Annotated in this window: 19 protein-coding genes; 11 read left to right on the forward strand and 8 right to left on the reverse strand. The window is 69.4% G+C overall.

Features of this window, described 5'->3' with window-relative positions:
• Nucleotides 1-25 precede the first annotated feature (25 nt).
• Entirely contained in the window at nucleotides 26-1,762 is a 1,737-nt protein-coding gene (locus ITP53_RS01375) for a BCCT family transporter (RefSeq protein WP_328813636.1), read from the reverse strand.
• 130 nt (nucleotides 1,763-1,892) lie between these two features.
• Complete coding sequence (locus ITP53_RS01380) at nucleotides 1,893-2,339, reverse strand: hypothetical protein (RefSeq protein ID WP_195893464.1); 447 nt, start codon at nucleotides 2,337-2,339, stop codon at nucleotides 1,893-1,895.
• Between the two features lie 60 nt (nucleotides 2,340-2,399).
• Here ITP53_RS01380 and ITP53_RS01385 point away from each other — a divergent pair, with 60 nt between their 5' ends.
• From ITP53_RS01385 to ITP53_RS01395, 4 genes are all read left to right on the forward strand, one after another.
• Nucleotides 2,400-2,768, forward strand: coding sequence for a hypothetical protein (locus ITP53_RS01385; RefSeq protein ID WP_207755402.1), 369 nt, complete (start codon nucleotides 2,400-2,402; stop codon nucleotides 2,766-2,768).
• A gap of 394 nt (nucleotides 2,769-3,162) precedes the next feature.
• On the forward strand, nucleotides 3,163-3,288 hold the full coding sequence (locus tag ITP53_RS58940; RefSeq protein ID WP_268960879.1) for a hypothetical protein: 126 nt from the start codon (nucleotides 3,163-3,165) through the stop codon (nucleotides 3,286-3,288).
• 255 nt (nucleotides 3,289-3,543) lie between these two features.
• Nucleotides 3,544-3,798 carry a thiamine pyrophosphate-dependent enzyme gene (locus ITP53_RS60915; protein WP_407941206.1) on the forward strand — a complete coding sequence of 85 codons (255 nt, stop codon included), beginning with the start codon at nucleotides 3,544-3,546 and terminating at the stop codon, nucleotides 3,796-3,798.
• 17 nt (nucleotides 3,799-3,815) lie between these two features.
• Nucleotides 3,816-4,838 (forward strand): amidohydrolase family protein, encoded by a 1,023-nt coding sequence (locus tag ITP53_RS01395; RefSeq protein ID WP_207755403.1) that lies wholly within the window; start codon nucleotides 3,816-3,818, stop codon nucleotides 4,836-4,838.
• A gap of 117 nt (nucleotides 4,839-4,955) precedes the next feature.
• On the opposite strand, the gene ITP53_RS01400 is transcribed toward ITP53_RS01395, so the two are convergent.
• The 3 genes from ITP53_RS01400 to ITP53_RS01410 form a co-directional block, all read right to left on the reverse strand.
• Nucleotides 4,956-5,852, reverse strand: coding sequence for a dioxygenase family protein (locus tag ITP53_RS01400; protein ID WP_195893395.1), 897 nt, complete (start codon nucleotides 5,850-5,852; stop codon nucleotides 4,956-4,958).
• Nucleotides 5,849-6,913, reverse strand: coding sequence for a maleylacetate reductase (locus ITP53_RS01405; protein WP_195893396.1), 1,065 nt, complete (start codon nucleotides 6,911-6,913; stop codon nucleotides 5,849-5,851). The genes ITP53_RS01400 and ITP53_RS01405 overlap by 4 nt, the downstream gene beginning before the upstream one ends.
• 61 nt (nucleotides 6,914-6,974) lie before the next feature.
• Nucleotides 6,975-8,186, reverse strand: coding sequence for an FAD-dependent monooxygenase (locus tag ITP53_RS01410; RefSeq protein ID WP_195893397.1), 1,212 nt, complete (start codon nucleotides 8,184-8,186; stop codon nucleotides 6,975-6,977).
• A gap of 215 nt (nucleotides 8,187-8,401) precedes the next feature.
• On the opposite strand from ITP53_RS01410, the gene ITP53_RS01415 reads away from it, so the two are divergent.
• Nucleotides 8,402-9,151 (forward strand): IclR family transcriptional regulator, encoded by a 750-nt coding sequence (locus ITP53_RS01415; protein WP_207755404.1) that lies wholly within the window; start codon nucleotides 8,402-8,404, stop codon nucleotides 9,149-9,151.
• Between the two features lie 12 nt (nucleotides 9,152-9,163).
• On the opposite strand, the gene ITP53_RS01420 is transcribed toward ITP53_RS01415, so the two are convergent.
• Complete coding sequence (locus ITP53_RS01420; RefSeq protein WP_195893399.1) at nucleotides 9,164-10,438, reverse strand: flavin-dependent oxidoreductase; 1,275 nt, start codon at nucleotides 10,436-10,438, stop codon at nucleotides 9,164-9,166.
• A gap of 153 nt (nucleotides 10,439-10,591) precedes the next feature.
• Between ITP53_RS01420 and ITP53_RS01425 the strand changes: the two genes are divergently transcribed.
• The 6 genes from ITP53_RS01425 (at nucleotide 10,592) to ITP53_RS01450 (ending at nucleotide 16,467) form a co-directional block, all read left to right on the forward strand.
• Nucleotides 10,592-11,350 carry an IclR family transcriptional regulator gene (locus ITP53_RS01425; RefSeq protein ID WP_195893400.1) on the forward strand — a complete coding sequence of 253 codons (759 nt, stop codon included), beginning with the start codon at nucleotides 10,592-10,594 and terminating at the stop codon, nucleotides 11,348-11,350.
• Between the two features lie 172 nt (nucleotides 11,351-11,522).
• Complete coding sequence (locus ITP53_RS01430) at nucleotides 11,523-13,049, forward strand: UbiD family decarboxylase (RefSeq protein ID WP_195893401.1); 1,527 nt, start codon at nucleotides 11,523-11,525, stop codon at nucleotides 13,047-13,049.
• The gene (locus tag ITP53_RS01435) at nucleotides 13,046-14,083 is read left to right on the forward strand and encodes an ABC transporter substrate-binding protein (protein ID WP_195893402.1); all 1,038 of its coding nucleotides are present in this window, start codon (nucleotides 13,046-13,048) and stop codon (nucleotides 14,081-14,083) included. Before ITP53_RS01430 ends, ITP53_RS01435 begins: the two co-directional genes overlap by 4 nt.
• Nucleotides 14,080-14,880: an ABC transporter ATP-binding protein gene (locus ITP53_RS01440; RefSeq protein WP_195893403.1), complete on the forward strand. Its 801-nt coding sequence runs from the start codon at nucleotides 14,080-14,082 to the stop codon at nucleotides 14,878-14,880. The genes ITP53_RS01435 and ITP53_RS01440 overlap by 4 nt, the downstream gene beginning before the upstream one ends.
• 64 nt (nucleotides 14,881-14,944) lie before the next feature.
• Entirely contained in the window at nucleotides 14,945-15,787 is an 843-nt protein-coding gene (locus ITP53_RS01445; RefSeq protein ID WP_195893404.1) for an ABC transporter permease, read from the forward strand.
• Nucleotides 15,784-16,467, forward strand: a complete 684-nt coding sequence (locus ITP53_RS01450; protein WP_207755405.1) for a UbiX family flavin prenyltransferase — start codon at nucleotides 15,784-15,786, stop codon at nucleotides 16,465-16,467. The genes ITP53_RS01445 and ITP53_RS01450 overlap by 4 nt, the downstream gene beginning before the upstream one ends.
• A 199-nt stretch (nucleotides 16,468-16,666) precedes the next feature.
• On the opposite strand, the gene ITP53_RS01455 is transcribed toward ITP53_RS01450, so the two are convergent.
• The gene (locus tag ITP53_RS01455) at nucleotides 16,667-17,494 is read right to left on the reverse strand and encodes a fumarylacetoacetate hydrolase family protein (protein WP_195893405.1); all 828 of its coding nucleotides are present in this window, start codon (nucleotides 17,492-17,494) and stop codon (nucleotides 16,667-16,669) included.
• Nucleotides 17,491-18,573 carry a cupin domain-containing protein gene (locus tag ITP53_RS01460; RefSeq protein WP_195893406.1) on the reverse strand — a complete coding sequence of 361 codons (1,083 nt, stop codon included), beginning with the start codon at nucleotides 18,571-18,573 and terminating at the stop codon, nucleotides 17,491-17,493. Before ITP53_RS01460 ends, ITP53_RS01455 begins: the two co-directional genes overlap by 4 nt.
• Nucleotides 18,574-18,577 lie beyond the last annotated feature (4 nt).

Genomic DNA, 18,577 nt, shown 5'->3' on the forward strand with positions numbered 1-18,577 from the left:
GACGTATCGGCGCGGCCGAGTAGATCTACTCCTCGCGCGGCCTACCGGCGACGGCCGTCTCGCCCGCGTCCTCGGCGCTGTTGCCGTCGGTGGGGACGATCCCGAGCTCGAAGTCGCCGTCGTAGAGCTCGTGGCCGCTGATGACGGCGTTCTCCACAGCCTCCTCGCCGCGTTGCCCGCGCAGGATCAGCGGATCGTGCCGCAGGTCGCGGGTGAGCGCCACGCACATGCCCACCATCACCAGCATGAACGGCACCGCCGCCAAAATCGTGAGGTTCTTCAGGCCGGTGAGCGCCGAGTCGCCGCCACCGCCGAGCAGCAGCATGACGGCCGCGACCGCGCCGGTCAGCACGCCCCAGACGACCACCACGACCCGGGTGGGCTCCATGGTGCCGCGCTGCGAGAGCGTGCCCATCACGATGGAGGCGGCGTCCGCCCCGGAGACGAAGAAGATGCCCACCAGGATCATCACGACCAGGGTCGTGACGCCCACGATCGGATACTGGTTCAGCAGTGCGAACAGCTGCCCCTCCGCGGTGGCCTCCTGGGTCAGCCCCGCACCGCCGGCCTCCAGCTCCATCGCGGTGCCGCCGAAGATCACGAACCAGACCAGGCTGACCACGCTGGGCACCAGGATCACGCCGCCGACGAACTGCCGGATGGTACGGCCCCGGCTGATACGCGCGATGAACATCCCGACGAACGGCGTCCAGGAGATCCACCACGCCCAGTAGAACACCGACCACCCCGACAGCCAGGTGGCGACCTCGTCACCGCCGGTGGCCTCGGTGCGGGCCGCCATCTGGGCCAGGTCACCGACGAACGAGCCGATGGAGGTGGGCACCAGGTCCAGGATCAGCACGGTCGGGCCGGCCACGAAGACGAACAGGACCAGCCCCAGCGCCAGCACCATGTTGATGTTGGACAGCCACTGGATGCCCTTCTCCACCCCGGACACCGCCGACAGCACGAACGCCAGCGTCAGCACCGCGATGATCACGATGAGCAGGACCTCGCCGACCTCCGACATCCAGCCGACCTCCCTGACCCCGCTGCCGATCTGCAGCGCGCCGAGACCGAGCGAGGCGGCCGAGCCGAACAAGGTGGCGAAGATGGCCAGGATGTCGATGACCTTGCCGGTCGCCCCATTGGCGTGCCGGGCGCCGATCAGCGGGGTGAACACCGCGCTGATCGTCTGCCGCCGGCCACGGCGGAAGCAGCTGTAGGCGATGGCCAGGCCGACCACGGCGTAGATCGACCAGGGATGCAGCGTCCAGTGGAAGAGCGTGGTGGCCAGCGAGGTCTCCATCCGCTCGGCCGCGGCCGCGGTGGCCGCGTGCGTGCCGGGCGGCGGTTCGGTGAAGTGCGTGAGCGGTTCGTTCACCCCGTAGAACATCAGCCCGATGCCCATGCCCGCGCTGAACATCATCGCGATCCAGGACACCGTCCGGAACTCCGGCTCCTCGCCCTCCTTGCCCAGGGTGATCTTGCCGTACTTGCTGAACGCCAGCCACAGCGCGAACACCACGAAGCCCGAGGCCGCGAGCACGAAGGCCCAGCCCAGGTTGTGCATCGTCCAGTTGAGCAGCGAGGTCGACACGCCCTCCAGCGAGCCGGTGTCGGCGGCTCCCCAGACGACGAAGGCGAGGGTCAGCGCGGCGGCCACCCCGAACACCACCCAGTCCGTCCGGGGCGGGAGGGCGCCCCTCAGACCTCCCGAGGTCTCCATGATCTTTTCGGTGTGCTGCGCTTCCTGTTCCACGAGCTTCTCTGGCCTTCTCTCGTGTCCGCGTCTGTCCTCGATGTACATGTGCGACTTTCGCCGACGCTACCGAACGATCTTCGAAGAACCAAAAGAAAAGTATTGCGATCTTGTAAACCTCCTTACCGGATCACCCCGTCAGTCCGTTGACCACCTCCCTGGCGATCTCCTCCAGGCCCGCGAGCAGTTCCTCCTCGGGGACCGGCCGGCTGTTCTCGTCCGAGAGGATCTCGCGCCCCTTGTTGTCGGTGCCGAGGAAGCGGATCTCGATCGTGGCGTTGCCTCTGACGATGTAGGTCCAGGCTGTCGCGTTGTGCCTGACGGTGTGCTCGTTGTAGATCGCGTACGCCTCGTCACCCAGGTCGGAGAGCTGCTTGATCTCCCCATATTTCGTGTTGTACGGCGCTTCGCGCGTCTGGCCGGAGAACTCACGCATCGAACGCCACATGAAGTCGGCGTCGTCCAGGGCGCTTTCATGATCCTGAAAGGCGTTGACCTTGACGCTGATCGAGCGGAAGTCGAACGTGCCGGCCAGGGTTGCGTCCTTGCGAGTCCAGCCTTTGAGCGGATCGCGCACCCCACCACCGATGAGGTGGGGCGGAGGACCCCGGCGCTACGCTTCGGCGATCCTCGGGTCATGGCCCTGGCCGGCGCCCTGTGCCAGACGCTGCTCGCCGCGACCGGCTTCACCAACAAGAACCTTCGCGTCTTGATGACCGGACTGCTCGGCACCACCAGCTATAGCACGGGCCAGATGACCTACGACCTCCGCAGACTGCGGCTCAACGGCCTGATCCGCCGACTCCCACGGTCCAACCGCTACGTGCTGACCGACGACGGCGTGCGCATCGCCGTCTTCTACACCAAGATCTACAACCGGTTACTCGTCCCGCTCACTGCGGCCGATCAGCCCCAAGCGCCACTCGAACTCCGGTCGGCGCTCAAGACCATCACCCAGCACGTCGACGACTACGCCGCCCAAGCTCGACTTCCCCGGGTGTCGTGAAAGTTGACACAAACCTACAGAAACCCGCGACCAAAGATCGCTAGGTAGTCGACCAGGTAGTCGCGAATGTCATCGTGGACGCCGTCGATGCCCCATTTCGTGGAATGCAGACGCGCGATGTCATCCAACCCGACGTGATCGTGTATGCATGCCGTTGCTCGGAATAGAAGTCTCCCGCACCTCACACCGGCGGAGTATCACCACCGTACATTGCAGTACGCAGTGTAATCACCTTGGCCTGTGCAGATCCAAATGGGAGCGTATGGGCCGATGGAGAATGTGCGGCCATTGTTAGCCGTTGTTGCTAATGCTCGGACTTGCCCGCTGCTGTCGAGAATTCGTGCGCTACGGGGACACGGGCAGGGGACCCACGTCGGCGGCCGTGGGGGTCCGGTTGAGCAATGCGGTGATCGAGGTCGTGTACAACCGCCGTGTCGACGAGGACCCCGAGGGCAGGTTGACCAGGGGCGCGCTGGAGACGGCCAAGGCCGTCGCAGACAAGATCACCGCGGGAGGGTGAGCGGTTCAACCCGACCGGCCTGCGGCTTCCTGGGTGTCCGACCGCGGTCCCGTTCATTGAATGACCATGACGCTTGCCACACGCCGGCGGCGCTGCAGACTCGTCACTTACGTGCCTGAACTCACGTGACTGCGAAAACGAAAGCGTTGGTGTGCGATCCCAAGACCGAGAAGGACATCCACTCATGGTCAACCGGTCCCATCGTCATCTCACTGCGGCGCTCGCGAGCGTGGCGGCGTTTTCGCTGCTGACGGCGTGCGGAAGCGACGGTGGGGCGTCGGCGCAGCCATGGGGATCAAACTCGCCGATCCTTCCCAGCGCGTCGTCGCCGTGTGCGGGGACGGCGCCTTCCATGCCGGGCCGGGCTTCTCGGCCGCGCCGCGCATTGACCGACCCACTCGACCTCGGGCCGTGATGACCGCTTCAGCGAAACCGAGTGCCGGCGCCGAGCGCGCCGGGCGGGATCCACCCTCCCGGCTTCGTCCGAGAAGTCGAAATGACAGTCCGTGAAAAAGGAGCCCTCTTTCGTGAAGATTGATTCGTTCTGCCACATCCTGCCCCGCGCCTACGCCGACCGCTTCTTCGCGATCGACGACAGCCCCGCGATTTTGAACCTCCAGAAGCGCACCCGTGACATCCCCGCCCTGACGGACCTGGACGTGAGGTTCCGCCAGATGGACGAGTTCGGGGACTACAAGCAGATCATCAACGTCGCGACACCGCCCCTTGAGGACATGGGCCCCGCCGCGCGCAACGCCGAGATGGCGCGTATCGCCAACGAGGGCATGGCGGAAATGGTCGCGGCTCACCCCGACAGGTTCGCGGGATTCTGTGCCGCCGTCTCGCTCGACGACGTCGATCGGGCGATCAAGGAGGTCGACTACGCCTTCACCAGCCTGAACGCGGTCGGGGTCCAGATCTACTGCCACGTCAACCGCGCTCCGATGGACGACCCGCGGTATGACCCGTTCTGGGAGACGCTCGCCGGCAGCGGGAAGATGATCCAGGTACACCCCAACAGGAACTCGTCCTGGCCGGACTACCCGACCGAGGAACGGTCCAAGTTCGAGATCTGGTGGGCGCTGGGCTGGGAGTACGACCTGTCCACGTTCATGGCCCGCATGGTCTTCTCAGGTGTCCTCGAGCGCTGGCCGGACCTGAAGTTCCTGATCCACCACGGCGGAGCCATGATCCCGCACTTCGCCGGACGGGTGGGCGCCGGCTGGGATCAGCTGGGCAGCCGAACGCCGGACAGCCAGAAGGGCGATGTGGAGGGCTACCCCTTGACGAAGCGACCCTTCGACTACTTCAAGAACTTCTACGTCGACACCGCCTGCTTCGGCGCCGGAGACGCGCTCCGGACCTCGATCCGGTTCTTCGGCCATGACCGTGTGGTGTTCGCGTCGGACAGTCCCTACGACCCCGAGAAGGGCCCGGGCTTCATCCGGGCGACGATCGAGAACCTCGAAGAGCTGGACCTCGGCAGCGCCGAACGGCAGGCCATCTACCACGACAATGCCGTCCGGCTGTTCGGTCTGACCGCGTCGTGAGGCCGAGGTGAGGACCTGACATGTCGCCGCGGCCGGCACCCCCGACAAGGGCGCCGGCCGCGGCACGGTCATGGTACGAGCGGGTGGATCAGCTCCCCGGGCAGGTCCGCCTGAGGTTCAGGTGTCGGCGGGAGCGAGCGTGATGTCGAAACGCGTCCGCGACCACGTGCCGTCGATGACCCGGCCGTCGGGGGCGGGTGTGCCGGCCGGCTGCCGCACGAAGTCCCTGACCAGGGACTCCTTGACCCCGAAGACGGCGTCCGAGTCGAGCAGTGCGTCGCCGCGCACGAAGATGTGCGTCACCAGCGTCCGGCAGCCCGCGTGGGAGACCATGAAGTGCAGGTGCGAAGCCCGCATCGGCGAGCGACCGGCCGCGTCGAGCAGCCGGCCGACGGGTCCGTCGTGGGGGATGGGATACGGCGTCGGGGTGATGCCCCAGAACCGGTACCTCCCCTCGTCGTCGGTGAACAGGCGCGCCCGCGCGGCGGTGCGCCCGTCGCCGTACTGGACGTCGTAACGGCCGTCCTCGTCGGTCTCCCAGACCTCGATCCGGGCGCGCGGGAGGGGCTTGCCGTCGGCGCCGGTGACGGTGCCCTCGACCCAGCACGGCTCACCGGGCGCACCGAAGGACATGTCCTCCCCGTTGGCGATCTCCGGTGCCCCCTCGACGAAGAACGGCCCGAACACGGTCGCCTCGGTCGCCTCCCCGTAGGCCTCGTTGTTGACCGCGATGGTCTGCATGGAGGCGCCGAGCACGTCGGAGAGCAGGATGAACTCCTGCCGCCTGTCGTCGGTGATGTGTCCGGCGGCGGTGAGGAAGCCGATCGCCTCGCTCCACTCCTCCTCGGTCAGTCGCACCTCGCGGATGTAGGCGTGGACGTGCTTGACCAGGCCGGTCATCAGCTCCTTCAGCCGCGGGTCCTGGCAGGCGTCGAACGAGCGCACCACCCGCTCTACCAGCTCCTCCTCGCGGGCGGCCTGCTCGGCGGACACCTCGGTGTGCGCAGCGGTCATGACATCGCTCCTTCCCAGGCCGCTCGGAGCAGCGCGGTGAGATTCTCCTCGGTGACGGGTGCGGGGTTGCCGGCGGGGATCGCGGCCAGGATCGGGGCCACCGCCCTGGCGATGCCGTCCTCCGGCATGCCGTAGTCCTTCAGCGCGGTCGGTGCGTGGAGGGTCGCGCCCAGGTCCGCGAGGCCCTCCGACGCCGTCGGTCCGCCGAGGGCCCGCGCGATCCGGCGTTCCGCCTCGGGCGCGTACGGCGCGTTGAACGCCAGCACATGGGGGAGCACGACGGCGTGGGTCTGCGCGTGTGGCAGGTTGAACATCCCGCCCAGCACATGACAGATCTTGTGGTGCATGCCCGAGCCGGCGGACGCGAACGCGACGGCGGCCAGGTAGGCGCCGTAGAGGGTCCTTTCACGGCCTTCGATCCCGGTCGGGTCGGCGACCACGGCGGGCAGGCCGAGTCGCAGCGCGTGGCTGCCTTCGGCGGCCAGGGCCTGGTCGATCGGGTCGGTGCGCGGTCCCCACATCGAATCGACACAGTGGGCCATCGCGTTGAGGCCGGACGCGACCGACATCTCCACAGGCAGGGTCAGCATGAGCGACGCGTCGTACACGATGGAGCGGGGCAGTGCGTGATCGTCCACGCCGGTCGTCTTGGTCTCGCCCTCGGTGAGCCCCCAGACGTTCGTCGCCTCGGAGCCGGCGTACGTCGTCGGCACGGCGATGATGGGCAGGCCAGCCGTCGGAGAGCCGGTCATGGCGACCGCCTTCGCCAGCCCGGTCGTGGACCCGCCGCCGACGCAGAGCAGCGCGTCGGCATCGACCTTGACCGCGGCCTCCCGCGCCCGTTGGGCAACCTCGACTGGCACGTGCATGACGACCTCGTCGTGCCGTACGGCGACCGGGATCTCGGCCGACACGGCGTCGGCGATCGAGGATTCGGCGGGGGCGGCGATGACCATGACCCGCTGGACACCGAGCTTGGCCACCTCTTCGGCCACCGCCGCGGGCGCGTCGCCGGGGGCGAAGACCACCCGCTGCGGCAGCGTCTCATGGATGAATCTCATCAGAGGTTCCTTCTGCTTCCCGCGTTCCCGGCAGGCTCGCCGGTGGCATGGTCATGAGCGGTCACCGCTGCGCGGCCGCCCTGGTTCCCAGCGCGACGTCCGGGTCGTAGTCGTAGATCCACCCGTTCGCGACGAGCGGATCGTCCTGGGCGAAGGCCGCGTCGCGGTCCTGCTGCTCGGGACCGTCCGGAAGGTGGTTGATGTGGGAGCGCCCATGGCTCACGGTCTGGATCCGGGTCGTGCGGGGGATGCGCGACTCCTCGTACCGCCTGAGCGCGCCGGCCGGATCGTCCAGACCCGTCGCGAGGCAGCGTGCCAGCACGGCGGCGTCCTCCAGTGCCTGGGCCGCGCCCTGGGCGAAGAAGGGGAACATCGGATGGGCGGCGTCGCCGAGGAGCGTCGTCCCGCCCTCGGACCAGCGCGGCAGGGGCGCCCGGTCCAGCAGCGCCCATCGGCCGGGCGTCCCGGCGGCACGGATCAGATCGACCAGTCGTCGGTCCCACCCGTCGAACTCGGCGAGTAACTCCTCCACCGTCGCGGTCGCGGTCCAGGACTCCACGGTGTAGTCGCCGGCGGGAGCGAAGGCAACGAGGTTGACCAGCTCCCCGGCCGAGACCGGATAGTGCACGAGGTGGTGGCCCGGGCCGATCCACAGCGTCTGCGTGGGGCGCCGGGCGAACTCCGGCGCTCCGGCTGCCGGGACGAGAGCCCGAAAGGCACAGATGCCAGAGTACGTCGCCGGCGACGCCTCGAACAGGGCACCGCGTACGACGGAGTGAACCCCGTCGGCTCCGATGACGACGTCGGCCTCCACCGTCCGCCCGTCGGCGAAGTGCAGCCGCGGCCTGGCGCCGGTGTCCAGCCCGACACACTTGTGACCGAGCGCGATGCCCTGAACCGGGACCTGCGCCTCGATGACGCGGAGCAGGTCGGCTCGGTGCGCGGTGTAGGTCTGCTCTCCGTAGAGGCGCTCGCAGGCGTCGGCCAGGTTCTCCGACGACAGCACCGTCCCGTCCTCCCAGCGGCGGAACTCCCAGCCGGTGTCGAGCTGCACGGCGCGCTCGCGCAGGGCCTCGAGGACGCCGAGCTTGCGCAGCTGGCGCGCCGCGTTGGGTGCGACCACCAGGCCGGCGCCCACCTCGCCCAGTCGTGGCGCCTGCTCGTAGACCGTGCTGGGGAGTCCCTCACGGTGGAGGAACGCCGCGGTGGCGAGACCACCGATGCCGCCGCCCACGATCGCGATCCTCGGCAGTCCGGCCGTGCCTTGTGTCATCCTCAAGCTCCTCCGGTTCTCCGTCCCCGATCCGATGGGTCGGCTCCCTGGCGATCGGCGCGATCACTCCCCATCAGCCTCGGTTCGCTCATGCTGCACTTCTCGGATCGACCGGGAGGCATGTTAAATCATTGAACGAACATTTCGGCGTCCGTGGGAACGGATCCGAGGAAGCGAGGTGCGGCGTGCCGCGTACCAGCGAACCGGGACGAAGCGTGAGCTCTCGACTGCTCGACCTCTTGTTCTCCTTCGAGCCCGGCGAGACCGAGCTTAGCCTCGCCGAGCTGGCACGGAAGACCGGCCTGCCGCACCCGACCGCTCGCCGCCTCGTGCTCGAGCTGACGAAGGCCGGGGCGCTCGAGCAGCGTGCCAACGGCCGGTTCGCCGTCGGCCTCAGGCTGTGGCAGCTCGGCACGCTGGCCCCGTTGACCGAGTCGCTGCGTACGATGGCCCAGCCGTACATGGAAGACCTCTATACCGCGCTCCACCAGCACGTGCAGCTCGCGGTCCTCGAAGGACGCGAGGCCGTCATCCTCGAGCGCCTCTCCGCGCCGCGTGCCCTGGGACTGGTCTCCCAGGTGGGCGGCCGGCTGCCGCTGCACTGCTCAGGGGTCGGCAAGATCCTGCTCAGCCACGCCGCGCCGGAGCTGGTGCAAGAGGTCCTCGACGGAGAGCTGCAGCGGTTCAACTCGAAGACGGTCGTCGACCCGGACGCGCTCCGACGTGAGCTGGCCGAATGCCGTCGCACCGGCTGCGCCCTGGTCCGTGGCGAGCTGACCGAGGGCGCCGACTCCATCGCGACACGGATCATGAACAGCGAAGGACACGTCGTCGCCTCCCTCTCCGTTGTCGTACGGACAGGGTCCGTGCAGCCGCAAGCCGTCCTTCCCTCGGTCATCACGAGTGGGTTGGCCATCTCGAGAAGGCTGGGGTGGCGGCCTGGCATCAAGGTCTGGCAGGGCTGATGCGAAACAGGTTCAGCGATCGGTGCCCAGGGCCCCGGCGGAGTAGCCCGCGATCTCTTTGTACCGCTGCGAGATCTGGGCCAGCTCCTCCACCTTGATCACGTCGTCGATGGAGTCGAACGGCCGGTCCCCGGTCCGCTGCCACACCTCACGGATGATCACGTCTGGTGGCATGCTCCGGTTGGCCAGCACGACCTGGGTGGTCGCGGGCAGCCGCTCGGCCTCGTACGCGCGCAGCGCGGTCACCGGGTCAGGCGAGGCGATCAGGTGGTCGCGGAGCGCCCTAGCGTCGAGGATCGCCTGGCCGGCGCCGTTGGAGCCGCGCGGCACCATCGGATGGGCGGCGTCGCCGAGCAGGGTGATCCGGCCCTCGCTCCAGTGATCCAGCGGGTCCTGGTCCACCATGGGGTACTCCAGGACCGTCTCAGAGGCCCGCATCATCGCCGGCACGTCGAGCCAGTCGAAGTGCCAGTCTTCGAAGGCCCCGATGAAGTCCTCGAGGTGGCCGCGCCGGTTCCAGTCCCTTTGCACGTGGCGCGGGGTCTGGATCTCGACGACCCAGTTGAGGAGCTGGTCGCCGTCCGGCAGGTTCCTGATCGGGTACGCGACGAGCTTGCCCTGATCGATCCAGCCGGCCCGCACCATGCTCGCCCCGGACAGGAACGGCCTGACCTTGGTCACGCCCCGCCACATGTTGATGCCGGAGTAGCGTGGCTCGCCCTCGTGCGGGTGGAGTTGCTTGCGCAGCACCGAGTGAATGCCGTCGCAGCCGACCAGCACCCGGGCCCGCACGGGGGGCGGTTCGTCGCCGCCGGGCCCGGCGAAGTGGGCGGTCACGCCGGTCTCGTCCTGTTCCGCCCGGACGCACCGGTGCCCGAGCACCACCGCGTCCGCGCCCATGCGCTCCCGCACCGCCGCCAGCAGGACCGCGTGCAGGTCGCCGCGGTGGATCGAGTACTGCGGATGCTCGTACCCGGCGTGCCGGCCGGACGGCTCCCGGTAGATGAGCTGGCCGAAGCGGTTGAAGAACACCGACTCCTGGGTGACGACGGCGGCTCTGCACAGTTCCTCGCCGAGGCCGAGCCTGTGCAGCACGCGGGAGGCGTGCGGCAGCAGGTTGATGCCCACGCCCACCACGCCGACCTCGGGTACGGCCTCGTAGACGCGGCAGCCGATTCCGGCGTCGTGCAGTTCGAGCGCGAGCACCAGACCGGCGATGCCGGCGCCGACGATGAGGACCTCGTCCTCGACCGTGGGGCTCGCGGGATCGGTGGACCGTCGCGGCATGAAGACTCCTGGCTCCTGTGCTGGGGGGCGCCGGCCGGCGGCGGGGGATGGGTCACGACCGGCACTGACGCCTGGTTGGGCGCCGAGCACATCGTGCCACCGTGTTGTGGATTGTGGCCGAATCTGGAAATTTTTTCTGTTATACAGAACAACATGCTTGAAGCACTCCCCCCTTACGCCATCGGATCGGTGGACAAGGCGATGCTCATCCTGCTCATGATCCGAGACCGGGGGGAGGTGCGGGTCACCGACGTCAGCGACGTGCTGGGGGTCGCCCGCTCGACGGCCCATCGGCTGCTGCTCACCCTGGCCCACCGCGGTTTCGTCGCCCAGGACCGGGTCACCCGTGCCTATCGCGCCGGCCGGGTCGTGGTGGAGATCGGGCTGTCCGCGGTGGGCGGGCTCGATATCCGGCGCAAGGCCAGGCGGCACATGGAGTGGCTGGCGGCCGAGCTGCACGAGACGGTCAATCTGCTGGTCCTGGAGGGCAACGGCACCCGGTTCATCGACGGGGTGGAGGGTGACCGGCCGCTGCGGGTGTCCTCGCGTACCGGCACGTTGCTGCCCGCGCACAGCACCTCGGGCGGCAAGATCCTGCTCGCGGAGCTGCCCGACGAGGAGGTTCTCGGGCTCTTCCCCGACGGACTGACGCGGGTCACGGACCGCACCATCACCGACCCTGACGCGCTGCGCGCGGAGTTGCGCAGCGTGCGCGACCTCGGCTACGGAGTGAATCACGAGGAGAGCGCGCCCGGGCTGGACGCGGTGGCCGTGTGCGTACGCGATCACCTCGGCCGGGCCCTGGCCGCGCTCGCGGTCAGCCTGCCTCACCAGCGGATGACCCAGGGCAACCTGCACATGATGTTGCCCTTGCTACGCTCGGCGGCCGAGGCCATCAGCCAGGATCTGTGATCTGCCGGCCTCCCGGCAGCGGACAAGTTGTTCTGCCATGCAGAATCTATGACCGTTCAATGACCGAATCGATTCCCTTTTACGCAATCCACCCGTAACTTCTGGCAACGAACCAGCAATCCGGGCGCTGTGCCACGAAACGGGTAGATGTCATGATTCAGCATGGAAACGGTTGCGCCAGCGTGCTTCCGCGCGGGCGGTGCCGGTGAGCTACAACGACTACGACGGCCCTCACGCCGACCTGCGCGAGCTGATCGAGCGTATTGACCGATCCGGGCAACTGGTGCGGCTGGGCGGCGTCGACCCGCACCTGGAGCTCGGCACCCTGATCGAGCTCATCGCGCACCGCGGCGGCGAGGGCGGCCCGGCCGTCCTGTTCGACGAGCTCGTGGGCGCGAAGCCCGGCCACCGCGCCTTCTCCGGCGCGACCAACTCGGCCGAGCGGCTGGCGCTCACCCTCGGCCTGCCGGCCCCCGGCCACCCGCTCGACGTCGTGCGCGCGTACCGGGACCGGATGAAGACCCACAAAACCATCCCCCCGGTCACCGTGGACGACGGCCCTGTGCTGGAGAACGTTCTGCGCGACGACGAGGTGGACGTGACCGCGCTGGTCGCGCCCTTCCTGCACGAGCGGGACGGCGGCCGGTACATCGGCACCGACGACCTGGTCATCATGCGCGACCCGGACGACGGCTGGGTCAACATCGGCACCTACCGCAGCATGGTGCACGGCCCCGACCAGGTGGGTCTGTGGATCTCCCCCGGGAAGCAGGGCAGGCAGATCAGGGAGAAGTACTTCTCCCGCGGCGAGCCCTGCCCGGTCCTGATCTCCTGCGGCCACGACCCGCTGCTCTTCCTGGCCTCGGGGAACGAAGTGCGCTACGGGTTGTCGGAGTACGACTACGCGGGCGGGCACCGCGGGCAGCCGTTCGAGGTGGTGGCCTCCGAGCTCTACGGGCTGCCCATGCCGGCCAGCGCCGAACTGGTGCTGGAGGGCGAGATGTACCCGGACGAGGTCGCGCCGGAAGGGCCGTTCGGCGAGTTCACCGGCTACTACGCCGGCGGACGCTCCGACCAGCCGGTGGTGCACGTGCGCCGGATCTACCACCGCGACGACCCCATCGTGACGGTCGCCTCCCCCATCCGGCCCCCCTCGAACTTCTCCTACAGCAAGTGCGTGATGAAGGCGGGGATGATCTGGGACGAGGTGGAGCGGGCCGGACTGTCCGGCGTGCGGGGCGTGTGGTGCCACGAGGCGGGGGCCGCCCGGCTGTTCAACGTCATCTCCGTCAAGCAGGCCTACGACGGGCACGCCAAGCAGGCCGGGCTGCTCGCCGCGTCCTGCCAGTCGGGCTCCTACCTCGGACGTTTCGTGGTCGTGGTGGACGACGACATCGATCCGACCAACACCTTCGACGTGCTGTGGGCCATGTCCACCCGGTGCGACCCGGTGGACGACATCGAGATCATCCGCCGGGCGTGGAGCGGGCCGCTCGACCCACGCATTCCCCACGGGCAGACGCACAACTCGCGGGCCGTCATCATGGCCGTCCGCCCGTACCAGCGCCTCGCCGACTTCCCGCCAGTCGCCGAGGCGAGTCCGGAGCTGCGTGACCAGGTCGCGCGCAAGTTCGCCGGCGTCCTGGCCGGGCTCGGCTCCGCATCCCCCCACGTGCAGCAACCGGAGGAAGCAGAATGAGCAGGCTCCGTCTGGCCGCGATCACCGCGGTGACCGCCACCCTGGCCCTCGGCCTCACGGCGTGCGGCGACGACACCTCCGCCACCGCGAGCGGTGACGGCGCCACCATCAACTACGGCATCTACGAGCCCGGCGCCGACTCCGGCTACCTGTTGATGGGCCAGGAGAAGGACTTCTTCGCCAAGCACGGCGTCAAGGTGAACGTCGTCCAGCTCAAGAGCAGCCAGCAGGCGTTCCCCGCACTGCTGGCCAAACAGGTCGACGTGATCCAGGGCAACCCGAGCGAGGCGCTGCTCGCGGCGCAGAAGGGCGCGAAGCTGAAGTTCGTCGGTTCCACCATGCCCGGCCAGAACTACGCGCTCTACGCCAAGAGCGACATCGCCTCCGTGTCCGCGCTCTCCGGCAGCACGCTCGGCATCTCCACCCCGACCAGCCTGCCCGCGGTGGTCGCCAAGGCGATGATGCTCCAGTCCTCCGTCGATCCCTCCTCGGTGCGGCTCGTCAACGCCGGCGGCTCATCCGACCGGTACAAGGCGGTGGTCGCCGGGCAGATCCAGGTCGCCTCCGCGCCGCTGGACTACGCCGGGCAGGCCGCCAAGGACGGCGTCAAGCTGCTCGGCCGGGCCAAGGACGTGGTGCCCGACTTCCCCAGGTACGCGCTGATCACCAGGGACGACGTGCTCCAGGACAAGGGCGCCGCGGTCACCGGTCTCATCGCCGGGCTGATCGAGGGCATCCGCCACGCCGACGCGCACCCGGACGAGGCCAAGGCGCTGGCCGCCAAGACGCTCAAGGTGGCGGCCACCGACCCGATGGTCACCGAGACGTACAAGGAGTTCCACGACGGCGGCTACCTGGCCATGAACGGCGAGGTTCCGGTCAAGCAGATCAAGTATCTCGCCGACCTCCAGGTGAAGCTCGGCATCACCCAGACGGCGATTCCGGTGGACCCCATGGTGGACGACACCTATCGCCAGAAGGCCGTCTCCGGGATCGGCCAGGTCACGTCGAACTACTACGGAGACGCCAAATGAGCGGTGACCTCGCGGTGGACGTGCGAGGAGTGTCCAAGGTCTTCAGGGACGACAAGGGCCGCGAGGTGCGGGCGCTGCAGGACGTGTCGTTCCAGGTCCGCCGCTCGGAGATCGTGGCGCTGACCGGGCGCAGCGGGTGCGGCAAGACCACGCTGCTGCGGATCATCATGGGTCTGGAGCACCCGACCTCCGGCACGGTGGACGTGGACGGCGTCCCGGTGCGCGGCTGCGGGCCCAACCGGGGCATCGTCTTCCAGAACGCCGAGCTGCTGCCCTGGCGTACCGCGCTCGGCAACGTCGAGTTCGGCCTGGAGGCCCGCGGCCTGCCCAAGGCGGAGCGCCGGGCGGCCGCCGAGCGGGTGATCGAGCTGGTCGGGCTGGAGCAGGCAGCGGGCCGCCGCCCGCACGAGCTGTCCGGTGGCATGCGGCAGCGGGTCGGCATCGCCCGCGCGCTCGCCATCGACCCCGCCGTGCTGCTCATGGACGAGCCCTTCTCCGCGCTCGACGCGCAGACCAGGGAGCAGATGCAGGCCGAGCTGCTGGAGATCCACGAGCGGACCGGCAAGACCATCGTCTTCGTCAGCCACGACATCGACGAGGCCGTCCTGCTCGCCGACCGGGTGGTCACCTTGGTGCCCGACCCCGGCCGGGTGCACGGCGTGCTCGACACCGCCTTCGGCGGCTCCACGTCCCTGGACGAGCGCCGCGGTTCGGCGGAGTTCGCCGTACGCCGCCACGAGCTGCTGCAACTCGTGCACGGCCGGGAGATCCAGCAGCAGGATGGAGTGCCCTCATGAGCGAGCGTAGCGAGGGAATCAATGAGCACAGCACCTTGGTCATGAGGCCGACGAAGGAGGTCTCATGACCGCTCTGGCGGACAAGGCGGCGCCGGCCGTCGACGACGAGACCGCGCTGTCCAGGAAGATCAGATCCCAGCGCCACAGCGGGCGGGACCGCCTGATCACCGGCGCCACCGTGGTCGTCCTCCTGATCATCTGGGAGATCGCCGCCCGGCAGGTCGACCCGATCCTGGCCGCGCCGCCCAGCACCGTCTTCCAGGCGCTGATCACCATGATCGGGGACGGCACGCTGCCCAAGGCGGTGTGGGAGAGCGCCCAGCCCTTCCTGGCCGGCTACGCGCTGGCCATCGTGGTCGGCGTGCCGTTGGGGCTGCTCATCGGCCGGTTCCGGGTGGTCGAGGCGGCGATCGGCTGGCTGGTCATCGCCGGCTACGCGATGCCGATGATCGCGCTGACCCCGGTCTTCATGCTGTGGTTCGGGCTGGGCTTCGCGGTCAAGGCGGCGATGGTGATGACCATGACGGTCTTCGCGATCTCCATCAACACCTGGAACGGCGTCCAGAACGTGCCCCGCGGCATCATCGAGGTCGGCACCGCCTTCTGCGCCTCCCAGCCACGCATTCTGCGCCAGATCGTGATCCCCTCCGTCATCCCGTCGATCATGACGGGGTTGCGGATCGGCATCGGCAAGGCCGTGGTCGGCATTGTGATCGCCGAGTTCTTCACCGCGATCGGCGGGGTCGGCGGGGTCATCGTGGACGCCGGGCACAGCTTCCAGCCGGACCGGATGTTCGCCGCCGTCGTCGTGCTGATGCTCGCCGCGGTCGCGCTGACCGGGTTGATCGGCCTGATCGAGCGGTGGCTGGCCCCGTGGAACCGGTCGATCACCGGGGGTGCGCATTGAGCACCCCGATCGCCGGAGCGCCGCGCCGGGTCGTCGTCGGCGTCTCAGGCGCGACCGGCACCGCGCTGGCCGTGCGGACGCTGCAACTGCTCGGCGCGGCGGGGGTGGAACGGCATCTCGTGGTCAGTCCCGCCGCCCGGCGCACGGCCGCGTACGAGATGCCGGAGGCCACGTTCGACGCCGAGGTGGTGCACAGCTTCCGGGATATCGGCGCCTCCATCGCGTCCGGCTCCTACCCGGTGGACGCGATGATCGTGATCCCGTGCAGCGTCAAGACCCTGGGCGCCATCGCCTCGGGGGTGTCGGAGAACCTGCTGGTGAGGGCCGCCGACGTCACGCTCAAGGAGCGCCGGCGGCTGGTGCTGTGCGTACGGGAGACCCCGCTGCACCTGGGGCACCTGCGGGCGATGGTCACCGCGACCGAGATCGGCGCGATCATCGCCCCGCCGATGCCCGCGTTCTACGCCGCGCCGGAGTCGCTGGACGACGTGGTGGACCACATCGTGGCCCGGGCGCTGTCACTGATCGGCGTGCATGTGCCGGGCGCGCCGCCGTGGCAGGGGACTCCCGCCTCGGCGGCGCGTACGGAAGGTCAGCGAACGGAAGGTGAACGTACGGAAGGTCACAGCCAGGTCGGAAGCGGTGGCCCTTCGGGCTCGCCCGCGCGCCCGAGCAGGTAGGCCGTCACCTCCGCCGGCTCCTCGCGCACCGGCGCCGGGGAGCCGGCGGGCGTGCCCGGCGCCCCGGCGGCCGCCGGTGTCGGTGGCGGTGAGCGTCACACGCGGAGCGTCCGGGTCGGCGGAGAGCGCCGCCACGGCGTCCCCGGCGAGCGCCCCGCCTCGATGTCGGCCACCCGCCGCTGCGGCGAGGAGTACACCGTCATGCCTTCTCCCGCCGGCAGACGTTGCGGCACTCGCCGATCCCTTCGATGGTCGTGGTCACCGCCGTGCCGTCGGTCAGGTAGCGCGGGGGCTTGCGGGCGTGCCCGACGCCGCCTGGCGTGCCGGTGGCGATCACGTCGCCGGGCGCCAGCGTGATGATCTTCGAGAGGTACGCGACCAGCTCCACGGGGGTGAAGAGGAGGCCGGCCAGGTCGGTGCGCTGCATCACCTCGCCGTCCAGCTCGCAGCGCAGTTCGCCACTGGTGGCCGGCGCCTCGTCCGGCGTGACCAGCCAGGGGCCGAGTGGCGTGGTCGCCTCGAACGTCTTGCCCTGCAGCCACTGAAGGGTCCGGTACTGCCAGTCCCTGGCGGTCACGTCGTTCAGCACGGCGTAACCGGCGATCGCGGCCCTGGCCTGGTCCTCGTCCGCGTTCCTGATCTCGGTGCCGATGACGAGGGCCAGTTCGGCCTCCCAGTCCATGGCCTCGGACACGGCGGGCAGGACGATGTCGTCGTACGCGCCGATCAGCGAGCGGCTGTACTTCGCGAACAGCGTCGGGTGCTCGGGCAGCTCGCGGCCCATCTCCCGGATGTGGTCGCGGTAGTTGTGCCCGACGCAGATGATCTTCTCGGGCGCGGTCACCAGGGGCGCGTAGTCCAGGCCGTCGAGCGGGTGGGCGGGGCCGTCGGCGGCGGCCGCGGCGGCGCGCCAGTCCGGCCGGCGCAGCACCTCGACCAGGTCGGCGGCGCCCAGTTCGACCGCGGCGCCGGCGTCGACGCGCACCGCGCGGGTCCCGCCGCCGACGCGGATGGTGGCGAGCTTCATCGGGCCTCCTGCCTGGCGGTCGCCTGCCGGGCCAGCCGGGTGAAGCCCAGGGCGTCGTACACGGGTTCGTCGCTGAAGCGGAACAGGTCCACGTGCGTCTCCGCCTCCAGCGAGAACGCGCACCAGGACGGAACGGCGAACAGGTCGCCCTTCTTCACCGCGAACCGCTCCTCGCCCAGGGTGACCGTGGCCTCGCCCTCGAAGACCTGCCACACCGCCGAGCCGACCATGCGCGACGCCTCGGTACGGACCCCGGCCCGCAGCCGGTGGAACTCGGTGCGGATGGTGACCAGCGCGTCCCCGCCGGTCGTCGGGTTGGTGAAACGCACCCCGGCGCGGCCCGGCCCGAGTGGTCCAGGGCGCCCCTCGTCGGCGAGTTCGAGCTGCGCGGTCAGTGCGGCGTCGGTGTGTGCCCAGCGGTAGGCCATCAGCGGCGAGCTCGGCTGGTCCGGCACGCCGATCGGGCGCAGCGCCGGGTGCCCCCACAGCCGCTCGTTGCGCGAGCGGTCCGGGGTCTCGGTGACCGAGAGCCGGTCGGGGCCGAACTCGAAGAACCCGGCGTCGAGCTGGTGGACCAGCGGGATGTCCAGCCCGTCGATCCAGGCCATGGGGTTGCCGGTGACGTTCTGGTGCTCGTGGAAGGCCCAGCTCGGGGTGAGCAGCAGGTCGCCCCTGCGCATCGCCACGGGGTCACCCTCGACGTTGGTCCAGACGCCCTCACCGTCGATCACGAACCGGAACGCGGTCTGCGTGTGGTGGTGGGAGGGCGCCGTCTCGCGCGGGCCGAGGTACTGGATGGCGGCCCACAGGGTGGGGGTCGCGTACGGCAGGCCGGGCAGGCCCGGGTTGGCCAGCGCGATGGCCCTGCGCTCGCCCCCGCGTCCCACCGGCACGAGCTCACCCGAGCGCTGCGCCAGCGGGTAGAGGTCGGACCAGCGCCACACGTACGGGATGGCGGCCGGCTGTGGGGCCGGCGGCATCAGGTCGTCCCTGGCGGTCCACAAAGGAATCAGGTTGTGCGCGCCGAAGTCTCGGTAGAGCTGGTCGAGGGCGGCCTGCTCCTGCTCGATCGTCGTCATGGAG

Origin of the sequence: Nonomuraea cypriaca (genome assembly GCF_015645445.1) — a bacterium.
Taxonomy (GTDB): Bacteria; Actinomycetota; Actinomycetes; order Streptosporangiales; family Streptosporangiaceae; genus Nonomuraea; species Nonomuraea cypriaca.

What these genes read in the sequence shown, in the direction of transcription:
- ITP53_RS01385 (WP_207755402.1), top strand. Translation starts at nt 2,400, where the DNA reads ATGGCCCTGGCCGGCGCCCTGTGCCAGACGCTGCTCGCCGCGACCGGC.
- ITP53_RS01400 (WP_195893395.1), bottom strand. Translation starts at nt 5,852, where the DNA reads ATGACCGCTGCGCACACCGAGGTGTCCGCCGAGCAGGCCGCCCGCGAG.
- ITP53_RS01405 (WP_195893396.1), bottom strand. Translation starts at nt 6,913, where the DNA reads ATGAGATTCATCCATGAGACGCTGCCGCAGCGGGTGGTCTTCGCCCCC.
- ITP53_RS01410 (WP_195893397.1), bottom strand. Translation starts at nt 8,186, where the DNA reads ATGACACAAGGCACGGCCGGACTGCCGAGGATCGCGATCGTGGGCGGC.
- ITP53_RS01420 (WP_195893399.1), bottom strand. Translation starts at nt 10,438, where the DNA reads ATGCCGCGACGGTCCACCGATCCCGCGAGCCCCACGGTCGAGGACGAG.
- ITP53_RS01425 (WP_195893400.1), top strand. Translation starts at nt 10,592, where the DNA reads ATGCTTGAAGCACTCCCCCCTTACGCCATCGGATCGGTGGACAAGGCG.
- ITP53_RS01435 (WP_195893402.1), top strand. Translation starts at nt 13,046, where the DNA reads ATGAGCAGGCTCCGTCTGGCCGCGATCACCGCGGTGACCGCCACCCTG.
- ITP53_RS01440 (WP_195893403.1), top strand. Translation starts at nt 14,080, where the DNA reads ATGAGCGGTGACCTCGCGGTGGACGTGCGAGGAGTGTCCAAGGTCTTC.
- ITP53_RS01445 (WP_195893404.1), top strand. Translation starts at nt 14,945, where the DNA reads ATGACCGCTCTGGCGGACAAGGCGGCGCCGGCCGTCGACGACGAGACC.
- ITP53_RS01455 (WP_195893405.1), bottom strand. Translation starts at nt 17,494, where the DNA reads ATGAAGCTCGCCACCATCCGCGTCGGCGGCGGGACCCGCGCGGTGCGC.
- ITP53_RS01460 (WP_195893406.1), bottom strand. Translation starts at nt 18,573, where the DNA reads ATGACGACGATCGAGCAGGAGCAGGCCGCCCTCGACCAGCTCTACCGA.